The organism is Aureimonas sp. D3 (genome assembly GCF_001463805.1).
Classification (GTDB): domain Bacteria; phylum Pseudomonadota; class Alphaproteobacteria; order Rhizobiales; family Rhizobiaceae; genus Aureimonas; species Aureimonas ureilytica_A.
The window spans coordinates 39,110-51,719 of record NZ_BBWM01000036.1 but is presented as its reverse complement, the minus strand read 5'-3'; the positions used below and the strand labels follow the sequence as shown (position 1 = coordinate 51,719).

At 65.5% G+C, this 12,610-nt stretch carries 18 protein-coding genes; all 18 read left to right on the top strand.

The genetic code is table 11. The features are described from left to right. The first annotated feature begins 114 nt into the window (after positions 1 to 114). Positions 115 to 288 carry a hypothetical protein gene (locus AUL36_RS23745; RefSeq protein ID WP_156418339.1) on the top strand — a complete coding sequence of 58 codons (174 nt, stop codon included), beginning with the start codon at positions 115 to 117 and terminating at the stop codon, positions 286 to 288. A gap of 40 nt (positions 289 to 328) precedes the next feature. Next, a complete protein-coding gene (locus AUL36_RS11160) occupies positions 329 to 667 on the top strand; it encodes a hypothetical protein (protein WP_062220603.1) in 339 nt (112 codons plus the stop codon). Beyond that, positions 664 to 996 carry a hypothetical protein gene (locus AUL36_RS11155; protein ID WP_062220523.1) on the top strand — a complete coding sequence of 111 codons (333 nt, stop codon included), beginning with the start codon at positions 664 to 666 and terminating at the stop codon, positions 994 to 996. The genes AUL36_RS11160 and AUL36_RS11155 overlap by 4 nt, the downstream gene beginning before the upstream one ends. Next, the gene (locus tag AUL36_RS11150) at positions 993 to 1,442 is read left to right on the top strand and encodes a hypothetical protein (RefSeq protein WP_062220521.1); all 450 of its coding nucleotides are present in this window, start codon (positions 993 to 995) and stop codon (positions 1,440 to 1,442) included. Before AUL36_RS11155 ends, AUL36_RS11150 begins: the two co-directional genes overlap by 4 nt. Then, a complete protein-coding gene (locus tag AUL36_RS11145; protein ID WP_156418338.1) occupies positions 1,439 to 2,620 on the top strand; it encodes a helix-turn-helix domain-containing protein in 1,182 nt (393 codons plus the stop codon). The genes AUL36_RS11150 and AUL36_RS11145 overlap by 4 nt, the downstream gene beginning before the upstream one ends. A gap of 68 nt (positions 2,621 to 2,688) precedes the next feature. After that, positions 2,689 to 3,519: a hypothetical protein gene (locus AUL36_RS11140; RefSeq protein WP_062220517.1), complete on the top strand. Its 831-nt coding sequence runs from the start codon at positions 2,689 to 2,691 to the stop codon at positions 3,517 to 3,519. A 97-nt stretch (positions 3,520 to 3,616) separates the two neighbouring features. Beyond that, a complete protein-coding gene (locus AUL36_RS11135) occupies positions 3,617 to 3,958 on the top strand; it encodes a hypothetical protein (RefSeq protein WP_062220515.1) in 342 nt (113 codons plus the stop codon). Further along, positions 3,955 to 4,140 (top strand): hypothetical protein, encoded by a 186-nt coding sequence (locus AUL36_RS11130; protein WP_062220512.1) that lies wholly within the window; start codon positions 3,955 to 3,957, stop codon positions 4,138 to 4,140. The genes AUL36_RS11135 and AUL36_RS11130 overlap by 4 nt, the downstream gene beginning before the upstream one ends. A 140-nt stretch (positions 4,141 to 4,280) precedes the next feature. Continuing rightward, positions 4,281 to 4,919: a P27 family phage terminase small subunit gene (locus AUL36_RS11125; protein WP_062220510.1), complete on the top strand. Its 639-nt coding sequence runs from the start codon at positions 4,281 to 4,283 to the stop codon at positions 4,917 to 4,919. A gap of 4 nt (positions 4,920 to 4,923) precedes the next feature. Beyond that, on the top strand, positions 4,924 to 6,666 hold the full coding sequence (locus AUL36_RS11120; RefSeq protein WP_062220508.1) for a terminase large subunit: 1,743 nt from the start codon (positions 4,924 to 4,926) through the stop codon (positions 6,664 to 6,666). Beyond that, the gene (locus AUL36_RS11115; RefSeq protein ID WP_062220506.1) at positions 6,666 to 7,964 is read left to right on the top strand and encodes a phage portal protein; all 1,299 of its coding nucleotides are present in this window, start codon (positions 6,666 to 6,668) and stop codon (positions 7,962 to 7,964) included. Before AUL36_RS11120 ends, AUL36_RS11115 begins: the two co-directional genes overlap by 1 nt. 5 nt (positions 7,965 to 7,969) lie before the next feature. Next, positions 7,970 to 8,815: a head maturation protease, ClpP-related gene (locus AUL36_RS11110; protein ID WP_062220504.1), complete on the top strand. Its 846-nt coding sequence runs from the start codon at positions 7,970 to 7,972 to the stop codon at positions 8,813 to 8,815. Between the two features lie 18 nt (positions 8,816 to 8,833). Then, positions 8,834 to 10,153, top strand: coding sequence for a phage major capsid protein (locus AUL36_RS11105; protein ID WP_062220502.1), 1,320 nt, complete (start codon positions 8,834 to 8,836; stop codon positions 10,151 to 10,153). 65 nt (positions 10,154 to 10,218) lie between these two features. Then, positions 10,219 to 10,542: a hypothetical protein gene (locus tag AUL36_RS11100; protein WP_062220500.1), complete on the top strand. Its 324-nt coding sequence runs from the start codon at positions 10,219 to 10,221 to the stop codon at positions 10,540 to 10,542. A gap of 2 nt (positions 10,543 to 10,544) precedes the next feature. Next, complete coding sequence (locus AUL36_RS11095; RefSeq protein ID WP_062220492.1) at positions 10,545 to 11,171, top strand: hypothetical protein; 627 nt, start codon at positions 10,545 to 10,547, stop codon at positions 11,169 to 11,171. Between the two features lie 17 nt (positions 11,172 to 11,188). Then, positions 11,189 to 11,494, top strand: a complete 306-nt coding sequence (locus AUL36_RS11090; RefSeq protein WP_062220491.1) for a hypothetical protein — start codon at positions 11,189 to 11,191, stop codon at positions 11,492 to 11,494. Further along, positions 11,491 to 12,192, top strand: coding sequence for a hypothetical protein (locus AUL36_RS11085; protein WP_062220490.1), 702 nt, complete (start codon positions 11,491 to 11,493; stop codon positions 12,190 to 12,192). Before AUL36_RS11090 ends, AUL36_RS11085 begins: the two co-directional genes overlap by 4 nt. Beyond that, positions 12,192 to 12,602, top strand: coding sequence for a phage tail terminator-like protein (locus tag AUL36_RS11080; protein ID WP_062220489.1), 411 nt, complete (start codon positions 12,192 to 12,194; stop codon positions 12,600 to 12,602). The genes AUL36_RS11085 and AUL36_RS11080 overlap by 1 nt, the downstream gene beginning before the upstream one ends. Positions 12,603 to 12,610 lie beyond the last annotated feature (8 nt).

Below are 12,610 nucleotides of genomic sequence, written 5' to 3'. Positions count from 1 at the left end.
GGTCGGCCGGTTGGGTTTGCGCCTCGTGCTTCTTGTCCGTGCTGTGATGCTTCGGGATCGGTCGAAGGGCCGTTCGGAGGTTCGTTCCAGTGTCGGTTCTGCGATGGTACGGGCATGGCGACCGCCAAGGCCATTCGCGAAGAGGCCGAATGGCTGCGCGTCATGTCCACCGGCGATTACATCGTCGAGTGCGGCAAGCTTGAGGATCATCGGCGCGAGATGGCGCGGGCCGACGCGCTCGATCGCGTAGCGGCCGAGCTGGAGCGTCTTGCGGGTGCGCGCTCATGATGGCCCGTGCCACCACCCTGCTTTGCGCGGGGCCGCCGCTGTGACGATCCGTTTAAACGCCTGTCTCGAATGCGGATGCGACCTCGCCCCCGGCCCGAAGGACCGGGAGTTTTGTTGCGCGGGCCATCGCGCGACTTGGAACAATCGCCGGCTCCAGCGGGGCGCGGCGCTTTACGATCTCTGGATGGCGCACCGCTGGCAGCGGTCGGAAGCGCAGGCGGCCGGGCTGTTTCAGGCGCTGTGTCGGCTCGTGTCCGACTACCGGGCCGAGGATCGCGCCGAGCGCGAGGGCCGCCGCTCCTGGCGGCGTCACGAACTGGTGCTGGGCGACCGCCCGCATCTCAAAGCCAAAAAATTCAACGTGAGGGGTGGGCGATGACGGTTTGCCCGTCGAACGACTATTCGGACAGCATGGACGTCACCATGCGCTATCGGTTCTCGGCCTGCCGCTGGTGCAAGGCGACGACGGAAGCGCAGGCCGCGAAGCGTTGCGAGGCCGAGCAAGGGCAGGACGGCGAATACCGCTGCCCGTCCGATGGCGAGGGGTGGTTCTCGGACACATTCGACCGCAAGGGCCGGCACGTCACGCCGACGCGCAAGAGTATGGCTGACATGATCAACTCGTGGGTCGAGTTCGATCGGGAATGGGAAGCGCGCGAAGAGGCCGAAAAGGCCGCTCGGCTCGCGGCCATCGGGGCGGCGTCTTGAGCGTCGTCTGCGACGGGCGCGGCGGCCCCGATCCGTTCGAGCTGGCCGAGCGCGACGGCGCGGGGTGCCTCGCGTTCCTGCTCGGCTCGGCTGTGGTGGGGATCGACGCGCGCGTGAGTGTCGGCGCGGCGGTGCGATCCTGCGGGTTCGGCAATCCAGCGCAGCGGGCCTTGCGCGCCATGGGGGTGGTGGTGCGGCCCGCGCCATCCTCGGCCTTCGTCGCGATCGCGGCGGCGCATCCCGAGCTGGCGCGGCTGTTTGCGCCAAGCCTGTGGTGCGCGGGCTGGACGGGGGCGCTGATGCGCCTGCCGGGGGCCTGCGGGGGCGAGCGGATGAGCTTCGGGCGGGTGTATTCGCCGGCCATTCTTGTGCCGCGCGCGCTGATCGAAGGCGGCGCGGCGGGTGATTTTCCAGAGTTTTGCGTATCGGAAGGGGACGGGGCGTGAGCCATCAAGCGATGTGCTGGGCCATCAAGCAACCTGGGCTTTTCAGCGACATGAAGCCGAGCGAACAGGTCGTTTTGTACGTGCTGGCGGATTGTCACAATCCGGTGCTCGGCTGCTATCCGGGGCAGGACTATATCGTCAAGGCGACGAACCTCAGCGAGCGCTCCGTGCGCGACCAGCTCAACAGCTTGGTGGAGCGAGGATTGATTTCCTATGACAAGATGCGGAAGGAGGGCCGTCGCGAGACGATCCGCTATCATCTCGGGTTCGAGCCCGACTTCCGACCGGCAAATTCTGCCGGTCAAAATGGCGAGGTTCGACCGGCAAATTTCGACAGTTCGACCGGCAAATTTCGACACGATGACCGGCAAATTTTGCCGGACTATAAGGATGAACCCGTAAGGGAACCTGTAACTGAACCTGCGAGAGAGGCGCGCGAAGGCGAACGGGAAGAAGAAAACTCGTTCGGCCACGCGGCTGGGGAAGACCCCAAGGCCATCGCCCAAGCCTTCCGACGCCTGACCAAGAATTGGCCGGGCTTCGGCGGGATGCCGAAGGATCGGGCCGAGCGCGCCTTTCTCGACCTCACCCCGGCCGAGCGGGCCGAGGCCGAGCGCAAGCACGCGGGCTGGCTGGCCTTGCTCAAGTCGCAGCGCAAGAGCCACACGCCGGGGCCGGAAAGCTATTTCAAGAACCGCCTTTGGCAGGACGTGGCCGAGCCCGAAGAGGCCGCCGCTCCGCAGGTTGTGTCAGCGAAGCCTTTCGGGCCGGACTGGAGCGCGGCGCGGATGGTCTGGCTCTTGAGGGGGCCGAAGGGGCCGGCCCCGACCCTGACGCGCATCGAACAGGCGCTGATCGACAAGGGCGAATGGTCCCGCGAAGAGCTGCTGGCCGACAAGCTGAAAACCCGTGGCTGGCCTGACGTGAACGCCATGCACGAGCGGGCCGAGGCGCGCCAGCCGGTTTCGATCTCGGCCGAGCTGGCGGCGGTGGACGGGGCCATGGAGCCGGTGCCGGTCGGGTCCGCGCGGTTCGAGGAATGGCGGCGGTTCCACGAGCGCCAAGGCTGGCCGTGGATACCGGACCCTGGCGCGCTGCCGGTGGTGTGGTTCCCGGTGGGTGGCCCGGCCGCGCTTGCGGCGTTTGAGGGCGCGATGGGTCTGGCGCGGGGCGGATAGGGCGCTTCGGGCTGGCGGGTCGCCCGGCAGGGCGGCGAGGGGTGTATCGGGTTCGAGTGGGGCGTGGCGTGGCGAAGATTGCAATAGACATCAGGGCGCTTCTCGCCTGGGCCTTGGTCGAGGAGATGCCCAAGCAGGCGCGGTTCCTGAGCGCGGGGGATGGGGATTTCGTGGCGGCTCCCTCGGCTTGGGCGTCTATCGAGCGCTTGGCGATCCTAGGGGTACGGGTGGACACGTCCGGGGCCGCGCCCATCGATCGGGTGCCAGAGCCGGCGCATCCTGATGCGCTGGTGGTGGATGAGGCGGTGCGGGCACTGGCTTCGGCCGAGCTGACCATGCCGGAGGGGTTCGACGCGCTAAGTGACTGCATCGGCTTGACGGACGCCGAGCGGGCGGAGGCGCATCAGGCGGGATGGGACATCGCCTGCGCGCGCGGGAGCCGGCTCATGGCGCTGGTGGTGCGCCGCGTCTTGGCGGGCGGCGAACCGACGTGGCGGGATCATGGGCCGATCCAGCGTCGGCCGATGATCGGGCCGAATGGCAAGGCACGGTGGTTTCGGATGATCAACGAGGCGGCCGGGCCGGGGATGCCGGCGCGGCCTCGGGAGGTCGATGGGCGGAACCCCAAGACGCGCAAGCCCTATCCGGGTGCCTATCATCGCTTCACGTTGCACCCGCATCCGTTGGTGCTGGTCGGGGAGCGGATCGAATATCAGGCTTGGGCTCTGGCGCTTCGGATGGTGGCCGATCAGGTGCGGCATCGGCTGACGGACTGGCGCTTGCTGGATACGATGCCGCCCTTGTGGCCGTGGATGGGCGAGGAAGAGCAAGGCGCGCCTCGCATCCTGATTTCGAGTGTTTCCAAAAAGGCGCGCCAGAAAGCCGATACAGCCGCTTGACGTGCGCCTGGAATTTGACATACGACTGATAGTGCGAAGAAGTCAGACACCCCGGAGCGGTCACGCTGCCGGGGTTTCGTGTTTGTGGAGGGATGACATGGCGACACGGCCACCATCGTTCCGACCCAAGCACCTGCCCGCCCGTGCCGAGCTGCGCCGAGAGTACGATCGCAAGCGCCGCCAGTCGCACCCGTGGCGGGCGCTCTACAAGACGCCCGAATGGCAGGCGATCCGCGCGCAGGTGCTCGCGGCCGAGCCGCTTTGCCGTCGCTGCCAAGTCGATGGGCTGATCACGGCGGCGACGGTGGTCAACCATGTCGAGCGCCACCACGGCGATCCCGTCAAGTTCTTCGCCGGCCCGTTCGAGCCGCTGTGCAAGCCTTGCCACGACGGCGAGGTCCAGCGGCAGGAGCGGGCGCAAGAAAGGTCATCCTCATGATCGACAATCCGTACTTCTTCGATCGGGTGTCGATCGAAGCTCGCAACGCCAAGGCCAATGGGCGCGACGTGCTCATGGTGCGGAGCCGTGAGTTCATGGCTCGCGCGGAAGCGATGGAATATTTGGCTGATCGATCCTGTCAGCCTCACGCCTTCCGCCCGGCCCGCGACCGGCCCGACTAGGGGTAGGGGGGGGTCGAAAGTCGGCCGCCCAAGGGGCGGGACCGGCAGGTTAACTCGCTCTTTTTCTGCGCGAAATTCGCGCTGGCGAAACTTTTTCTTTTGGGACGTGAGGTCGGGTCGGCCCCGCGAAAGGGTGAAGCATGGGACGACGCAAGGACGATCCCGCCTTGCAGGCGGCCAAAGGCTACCCCGGCAGGCGCAAATCCATGACCGATCGGGCTATCAAAGCGCAGGCCGAGAAGGCCGAGCGCGAGGCAACGCCCGCCGATCCGTTTGCTGTGCCGGCGCTCTTCTCGAAAGCGCCCGCCTACTATCGGCGAGCGATCCAGCTATGGGAGACGCTGACGCAAACGCTGATCGCATCAGGTCGCCGCCGACCTGGTTATCGCGCGGCGCTCGCGCGCTACTGCATCTGGTCGCAGATGTATGAAGGCGCGGCCGAAGAGCTGCGCCGAGACTGCCCTAAGGGTGGCTCGACCATGAAATGGACGCCAGTCGGCGGCGAAGAGCGCGTGATCCAACACCCTGCGGTCAAGATCATGCGCGAGGCCGAGCCGATCCTGCGCGCGATCGAAGACGACTTTGGGTTCAATCCTCGCTCCGATGGCGCGTTGACCAAAGTTGAAAGCTTCAACCGCTCGCAGCAAGGCGACCTTTTCGGAGGCTCGCGCGCGGCTTCGGAGCCCGCCAGCGCGCCACCGGCAGAGGCAGACATGGGAGCCGATCCTTTGGACCTCATGAACAGCGCGGACACGCGGTCCCCGCCGACGATCCAGTGACGCCATGGCGGACACGATCGCGGCGGCGCTGCCCTCCTGGCTAAAGCCCGTCGCCGACGATCCCGCCTATGAATGGGCGGTGCTGGCGTGGCGGCGGGCTTCGGCGATTGAGGGTGCATGGTTCGATGCGGGCAAGGCGGACAAGATCGTCGCCGCTTGGCCCCGTATCTTTCGACTGACGAACGACCGTTTCCGGGGCGTCCCATTCAAGCTCCTGCTCTGGCAGGAGATCACGGTGCGCCTTCTGGTCGGCTGGAAGATGTCGATCGAGATCATCGATCCGGCAACGCATCTCCAGACCACGGCGGACGTGCGCGTTTATCGACGGCTGGATCTCTGGATACCGCGCAAGAACGGCAAGTCCGAGTTTCTGGCGGCGCTCGGCGTGCTGTTCTTCTGTCTGGAGAAGCTGCCGGGCGCTGAAGGATACGTGTTCGGCCGCAATGAAGATCAAGGCCGTGTGCCCTTCGAGAAGATGGCGGCGATCATCTCGGAAGGGGTTGGGCTTCGCGAGGACCGGCACGGGAACGTGCGGATCATCCTCATGAAGAAATCCATCTTCCTTCGCGAGACCGGCTCCACGCTCCATCTCCTGACCGGCAAGCCGGACGGGAAGCACGGGCGCTCGCCGACTGTGATCCTGGGCGACGAAATCCACGAATGGATCACGCGCGAGCTGGCCGACACGCTGCGGCAGGGCACGGGTGCGCGCCTCCAGCCGATCGAACTCTACGCCTCGACGGCGGGCCGCAAGTCGGGCCGCGTCGGCTGGGAGTGGTATCAGGAAAGCCTGGAGATCATGTCCGGGGCGAAGGACGATCCCCGGACGCTGGTCGTTCACTTCGCGATCGGCGAAGAGGACGATTGGACGGACGAAAAGGTCTGGCGAAAGGCCAACCCTTCGCTGGGCCTGACCCCGACGCTCGATTATCTGCGGACAGAATTCAAGAACGCCAAGGGAAGCCCGGTCAAGGAAGCCATCTTCCAGTGCTATCACCTGAACCGTTGGGTCGATCAGGTCGGCGGCTGGCTTCCGAAGTCGCAATGGAAGCGGTGCGCTGTCGAGCCGAACGGCTGGCGAACGCTTCGTCAAAAGATGCGGGGCCGGCGCGCTTGGGGAGCCTGCGACGTGTCGGCGACGCGCGACATCACGGCACAAGTCTGGCTGTTCGAGCCCGAAGACGGCGATGATCGGTGGACGCTCCTGCCGCTCTTCTGGGTGCCGGAAGAGACCCTGAAAGAGCGCGCCGAACAGGATCGGCGGGTGGACTGGCTCGGCTGGGTTCGCGAAGGCGCTCTCCTGACGACGCCGGGCAACAGTGTCGATCAGGATTTCGTCAAGGAAGCCATCATCGAAGGCGGGCGTGAGTTCGAGCTGTTGGGGCAGGGCTTCGATCCGTGGAACGCGGTGAAGCTGATAAGCGATCTGGAGAAGGGCGGTTTCCCGATCGACATCTGCCACGAGCAACGGCAGGGCCACGCCACTCTTGGCGAGGGCACAAAGCGTTTCGAGCGGCTGGTGTTCGCCAGCCAGCTCGACCACGGAGGGCACCCGGTGCTCGCCTGGATGGCAAGCCATTGCCGCGTCCGGTTCGATGAAAACCTGAACTATGTGCCGGCCAAAAAGGCCAGCGCGGACAAGATCGACGGCATCGTTGCCGCCGTCATGGCGACCGCGCTCGCCGTCAACGCAACCGAGGCCGGCGATCTCGACGGCTTCACCTCCAACCCTGTGATGGTGATTTGATGGGCAAGAAACGGGAGCGGCAGGCGAAGGCCGCGCCGTCGAATGCGATCACGCCGATCGGGTCGAAAGACGAGCGGATCGGGCTCGCCGATGCCGGCGCGCTGGCGGCGGCCATCGGGCGCAAGAGCCATGCCGGCAAGTCGGTCACGCTTAACGCTGCGATGCAGCTCGCCACGGTCTGGGCCTGCATCCGCCTGACGGCGCAAGCCGTGTCGGCTCTGCCGCTCGGCACCTTTCGGCGCGAGGCGGATGGCGGGCGAACGGCGGTGGACGATCACCCGCTCGCCGAAGTGCTGGAGCTTAGTCCGAACGCCGATCAGACCTCGCTGGAGTTCTGGGAGGCGACGGTGGCTTGGCTGATCTCGACCGGCAATTCCTATGCCGAGAAGGTCGAGTTCGGAAAGCGCTTGTCCTCGCTCCAGCCGCTCGCCAGCACTCATTGCCGTCCGGTTCGCCTGCCTAGCGGCGAGTTGGTCTATCGCGTCACGGATCGCGGCAAGAGCGAGGACATGCCGCGTTCCAAGGTGTTCCACATCAAGGGGTTCGGGTTCGGCGGCGATCTCGGCCTCTCGGCGATCGCCAACGGTGCCGAAACCTTCGGCGCGGCCATGGCGACGGATGAGGCGGCGGGCAAGATTTTCGGCAACGGCTTGAGTGTCAGCGGTGTCTTGTCGTCCGATCAAGCCTTGAAGCCTGATCAGCGCGAGGGCCTGCGCAAGGCGATGCTGGCCTATGCCGGCTCGACCAATGCCGGCAAACTGATGATCTTAGAGGCCGGGCTCAAGTATCAGCAGATGACGCTGAACCCGGAAGACGCCCAGATGCTGGAAACCCGGCGCTTTCACATCGAAGAGATGTGCCGGTGGTTCGGGATGCCGCCCATCATCATCGGCCACGCGGCCGAAGGGCAGACCATGTGGGGCTCGGGTGTCGAGCAAATCCTCCTGACGTGGCTGGCACTCGGCATCAATCCGATTTGTCGGCGGATCGAAGCGCGGATCGTCAAAGACCTCGTTCCCCCTGGCGAAAAGCGTCGGCTCTACTGCGAGTTCAATCGCGAAGGGCTGCTCCAGATGGACAGCGCGGCGAAGGCCACGTTCCTTTCGCAGATGACGCAAAATGGTCTGATGGATCGCAACGAAGGCCGCGCCAAGCTCAATCTTCCGCGCCGGGAAGGCGCGGACGCCCTGACCGCGCAAACCAACCTCGCGCCGCTCGACCAGCTCGGCGCGACCGGCGGCGATGCGTCTGCCGCGCGTAATGCTCTTGCCGCTTGGCTCGGCCTTTCTGGGAACTGACGATCATGAGCAAGCGAAACCTACCCGCCGCCACGATCGTGGCGCGTCCCGGTATGCGCACGGAAACGACCCCGGCCGCACTGGAGCGTTGGAACCCCGATGTGCAAGCCGCCAGCGACGGCGAGGCTGACAACACCATTTCCGTGCTCGATGTGATCGGGGCGGACTGGTACGGCGAGGGCGTCACGGCAAAGCGCGTCTCGGCTGCGCTTCGCGCGATCGGCAAGCGCGACGTGGTGGTCAACATCAACTCGCCGGGCGGATCGTTCTTCGAAGGGCTCGCGATCTACAATGCCCTGCGCGAGCATCCGGCGCATGTGACGGTGAAGGTGCTCGGGATCGCGGCTTCGGCGGCGTCCGTGATCGCCATGGCCGGCGATGAAATCCAGATTGCCCGATCCGGCTTCCTGATGATCCACAACACCTGGATCGTCGCCTCCGGGGATCGCCATGCGCTTCGCGACGTGGCGGACTGGCTGGAGCCCTTCGACGCGGCGGCCGTGGACATCTACGCCGCTCGCACCGGCATGGACGCCAAGGAACTGGCGAAGATGCTGGATCGCGAAGCGTGGATCGGCGGCAATGATGCCGTGTCCAAGGGCTTTGCCGATAGCCTTCTCTCGGCGGATGCGGTGGAAAACCGCACCCGCAACTCGGCCGAGGGCCGCTCCACCGTGGCGGCTCACAAGCTCGATACCCTTCTCGCCCAGCTCAATGTCCCGCGCTCGGAGCGCCGGGAGATCGTCCAGGCGCTGAAAGGCGGCACGCGCGACGCTGCCGCAACCGGCACGCAAGACGCTGCCGTGATCGCCGAGGTTTCCGACCTCCTCGCCAGCCTGAAATCCATCTGATCCCAAGGGGACACTCCCATGTTGACCAAAACGATGCCGCTGGCTCCGCTCGCGGCCCTCCTTGCCATGTCTCGTCCTGCGGCGGCTCTGTCGGACGTGCGCAATGACGCGATGGACCCCGGCAAGCTCGAACAGCTTCTGAAGGACGTGAAAGCCGAGGTTTCGCGCGTCGGTGACGACGTGAAGCGAACGGCCGAAAGCGCGCTTAAGCAGAGCGCCGACGCCGGAAAGGTGACGGCCGAAGTCGCCCAGAAGGCCGATCAGCTCCTGACGGCGCAAGGTGCGTTGAAGGACGCTCAGAACAAGCTGGAAACCCGACTGTCCGAGCTGTCCGATCGCAATCTCGACCTCGAACAGCGGCTTTCCAGCCGGTTCGGCGGCGCTGGCGGGCGCGAAGCTCCCAAGTCGCTAGGCGAACAGGTCGGCGCGTCCGATGCCGTCAAGCAATTTGCTGCCGGCGGCGCGCGCGGAACGGTGAAGGTCGAAGTCCAGAACGCGATCACGTCGGCGAGCACCAGCGCCGGCACCCTGATCGTTCCCGAGCGCGAGGCCGAAGTCCTCGGCATTCCGCGCCGGCAGATGACGATCCGCCAGCTTCTCGATCAGGGTTCCACGACCTCGAACCTTGTCCAGTATGCCAAGCAGACGGCGCGCACGAACGCGGCGGCTCCGGTCGCCGAAGGCGCGCTCAAGCCCGAGTCGAATTACGAATGGCGCCTGTCCGAGGCGGCGGTGCGCACGATCGCGCATTGGATCCCCGTATCGCGTCAGGCGATGGACGACATTCCGCAGCTTCAAGGCGAGATCGACGGCGAGTTGCGCTATGGCCTCGACTTCGCGGAAGAGGCCCAAATCCTCAAGGGTTCGGGCGTCGGCGAAAACCTCAATGGCCTGATGACGCAGGCGACGGCCTATGCGGCGGCCTTCACCCCGGCCGCGAAAACGATGATCGACACGATGCGTCTGGCGCTGCTCCAGGCATCGCTGACGGAATTTCCGGCTGACGGTATTGTGCTGCATCCGACCGACTGGGCTCGCATCGAACTGACCAAGGACGCCGGCGGGAACTACATTTTCGCCAACATCGTCCAGCTCGCCGGGCCGCAACTCTGGGGCCGCCCTGTGATCTCGACGCAGGCGCAGGACGAGGACAACTTCCTGGTCGGTGCCTTCCGCGCGGCGGCAAAAATCTACGACCGCATGGACGTGGAAGTCCTGATCTCGTCCGAAGATCGCGACAACTTCGTCAAGAACATGCTGACGGTGCGCGCCGAAAAGCGTCTGGCGCTCGCTGTCAAGCGCCCGGCCGCCCTGATCAAGGGCCGCTTCTCGGTCTGATCCCGACCAGCGGGCGGCGTTCGCGCCGCCCCTTTTGCCCCTCTGACATCACTGGAGACAGGACCATGAGCGTGAAAGCGCGCGCCCTCTGGGGCTTCCAGCACGGCGCGGAAAGCGTCCGCGCTGGCGACACGATCGATGTGGAGCCGGAGACCTTCGACAAGTTGAAGGAAAACGGGCTGGTCGAGAAAGACAGCGGCTCGGCTTCTCTGCCGGCGGCCAGCGGTTCCGGGGCTCCGAATGCCTCGGCCATCGATCTCGACGGCATGTCGCTATCCGAGCTGCGCGACTTCGCGGCCACGAAGGGGGTCGATCTCGGCGAGGCCACGAAAAAGGCCGAAGTGCAGGCGGCTATCAAGGCCGGTCTCGCGGCGGCACCGGAGGCTTAAGGATGGCCGTCGCCGTCATAGAGCCGCCCCGGCCGCTTGTGACGGCGGCGAACATTCCAGGCTTTCACGATGCGAGCGACCCGTTCGTGACGGCCATGATCGCGGCGGCCCAAGCTGCAATCGACGGCCCGACCGGACCTTGGGGGCTCGCCCTCGGAATTCAGGTGCTGGAATGGGAAACGGACGGGTTCGGCTACGGGGCAGGCGAGGCGATCCGGTTGCCTTATGGTCCGGTGCTCGAACCCATCGCCGTCAGCTATCGAAACGCTGCCGGCGCTTGGGTGGCGATCAGTGTTTCGGGCTTGGAGGTCTCGCGGTCGGGGATCGGCGCGCCTGTCGGCGGATGGCCGGTAACGGCGACGGGCGAGGGCGTCGTTCGCATTCGCTGGCGGGCGGGGTTCGCCAAGCGCGATGGCGGCGCGTTCGTTCCCGATCCGCCCGCAAGCGCGGTGGCAGCGGTGATCCTCGCCGCGCAGCATCTCAAATCCCTGGCCGGTCAGAACCTCTTCCTTCGATCCGAAAAGGTCGATGGCGTGGGCGATCAGACGTGGACGGTCTCAGAGGCGGCTGGCAAGGCGATCGAAGCCGCCACGGCCAATCTGATGAAGCCGCTTCGGGTGTTCTCATGACGCCGAAAGCTCTGAGGATGCTCCAGACCTATCGCCAGCTTATGCCGCGCGCGACGGTCACGTTTAAGCGCGCGGGCGAGGCGGATTGTCCGGCTCGGGCTCGGGTCGAGGGTCTGCCGCCGGACGAACTGGTCGGCGGGCTCGATCAGCTCGTGCGCCGGATGATCGTCCTGGCCGAGGACATCACATTCGCTTCGCCCCTGCGCCGGGGCGACAAGGCTGTCATGGCGAACGGCGACATCCTGACGGTCGAAGTCTGCGATGCGGACAAGCGATGTGTGGACGGGACTGTCATCGCCTACGAACTCACGGCAATCGGATGAAGATCAAAGGTCGTATCACGTCGATCCGCCGCCAAATTCAGGCGATCCAAGATCGGTCCCTCTCGCCGCAGGCACGGGCCAAGATGTTGGCCGATCGGGCCGAGCGGGCGATCGAAGAGGCGTCCGCCCATAACCGGGCCTTGCTCGGCCGAGCCGTCACCCATCGCGTGACGGTGGACGGGCGCGAGGATGCGCCGCTTTCCAGCGTGAAGCCGGATGGCGTCATCATCGCCAATTTCGATCTCGGCCGCGACGTGCTGGAGTGGATCGGCGAACAGCTCGTGAAGGCGTCTCCGGTCCTGACCGGAGCCTATGCGCGATCTCATGTGCTGGAGATCGATGGCATAGAATGGGACGGCATCGGCCCCATGCCGAAGGGCAAGGTGTTCAAATTCTCGAACCGCCAGCCCTATGCCCGCAAGATGGAGCCGCGAAAGCGGGTCATCTCGGAGGTTCAAGACGCGGCCGGGAACACTGTGCGCGGTAGTCGGAAGATGCGCGGCGGTCGGCGCAATTGGCGCAAGCGGACGAAGACCGATGTCGGCCAATCCGATCAGGCGCCAGAGGGTGTCTATGCCGTCGTCGCGGCCATGGCGCGCGAGAGATACGGCGATGTCGCCTCGATCAGCTATTCGGTCAAGAACTTCGATCCTGACACGGGGCTGAGCCGCCCCGCCATCACCGTTAAGCTCTACTGATGGCCCGGTTCGAAGTCGTCCTGGCCGTTCGGACCTTTCTGGCCGCGAACTGGACCGAATGCCCGATCGTTGAGGAAAACACCGGGTTCGAGACGCCCAAGAACGGTTCGCCGTTCGTCATGGTCCAGTACCCTTACTCGATATCGGAGCGCCTGACGTTCGGGGCTCCTGGCGCTAACACGCATCGCGAGACCGGGGGCTTTCTGATCTCGGTCAACGTGCCGCGCGGCGAGGGCGTCGATCGCGGCCGCCAGTGGGCGGATCGGCTCGCCGATATCCTGCGCGGAAAGACCTTCGGCCACCTGCGCATCCAGACGCCAAACTCGCCGCCGACAGACGATCGGAACGAGACCGGCAACTATTTCCAACTCAGTTTCGCCGTGCCGTATCGGTTCGATTACGTCGGCTGACGCTCCCT

Bases quoted from the DNA above. Each gene is read 5' to 3' on its own strand.
- AUL36_RS11110 (WP_062220504.1), top strand. From the start codon at position 7,970: ATGAGCAAGCGAAACCTACCCGCCGCCACGATCGTGGCGCGTCCCGGT.
- AUL36_RS11090 (WP_062220491.1), top strand. From the start codon at position 11,189: ATGCTCCAGACCTATCGCCAGCTTATGCCGCGCGCGACGGTCACGTTT.
- AUL36_RS11085 (WP_062220490.1), top strand. From the start codon at position 11,491: ATGAAGATCAAAGGTCGTATCACGTCGATCCGCCGCCAAATTCAGGCG.
- AUL36_RS11130 (WP_062220512.1), top strand. From the start codon at position 3,955: ATGATCGACAATCCGTACTTCTTCGATCGGGTGTCGATCGAAGCTCGC.
- AUL36_RS11120 (WP_062220508.1), top strand. From the start codon at position 4,924: ATGGCGGACACGATCGCGGCGGCGCTGCCCTCCTGGCTAAAGCCCGTC.
- AUL36_RS11080 (WP_062220489.1), top strand. From the start codon at position 12,192: ATGGCCCGGTTCGAAGTCGTCCTGGCCGTTCGGACCTTTCTGGCCGCG.
- AUL36_RS11115 (WP_062220506.1), top strand. From the start codon at position 6,666: ATGGGCAAGAAACGGGAGCGGCAGGCGAAGGCCGCGCCGTCGAATGCG.
- AUL36_RS11135 (WP_062220515.1), top strand. From the start codon at position 3,617: ATGGCGACACGGCCACCATCGTTCCGACCCAAGCACCTGCCCGCCCGT.
- AUL36_RS11155 (WP_062220523.1), top strand. From the start codon at position 664: ATGACGGTTTGCCCGTCGAACGACTATTCGGACAGCATGGACGTCACC.
- AUL36_RS23745 (WP_156418339.1), top strand. From the start codon at position 115: ATGGCGACCGCCAAGGCCATTCGCGAAGAGGCCGAATGGCTGCGCGTC.
- AUL36_RS11100 (WP_062220500.1), top strand. From the start codon at position 10,219: ATGAGCGTGAAAGCGCGCGCCCTCTGGGGCTTCCAGCACGGCGCGGAA.
- AUL36_RS11125 (WP_062220510.1), top strand. From the start codon at position 4,281: ATGGGACGACGCAAGGACGATCCCGCCTTGCAGGCGGCCAAAGGCTAC.
- AUL36_RS11105 (WP_062220502.1), top strand. From the start codon at position 8,834: ATGTTGACCAAAACGATGCCGCTGGCTCCGCTCGCGGCCCTCCTTGCC.
- AUL36_RS11095 (WP_062220492.1), top strand. From the start codon at position 10,545: ATGGCCGTCGCCGTCATAGAGCCGCCCCGGCCGCTTGTGACGGCGGCG.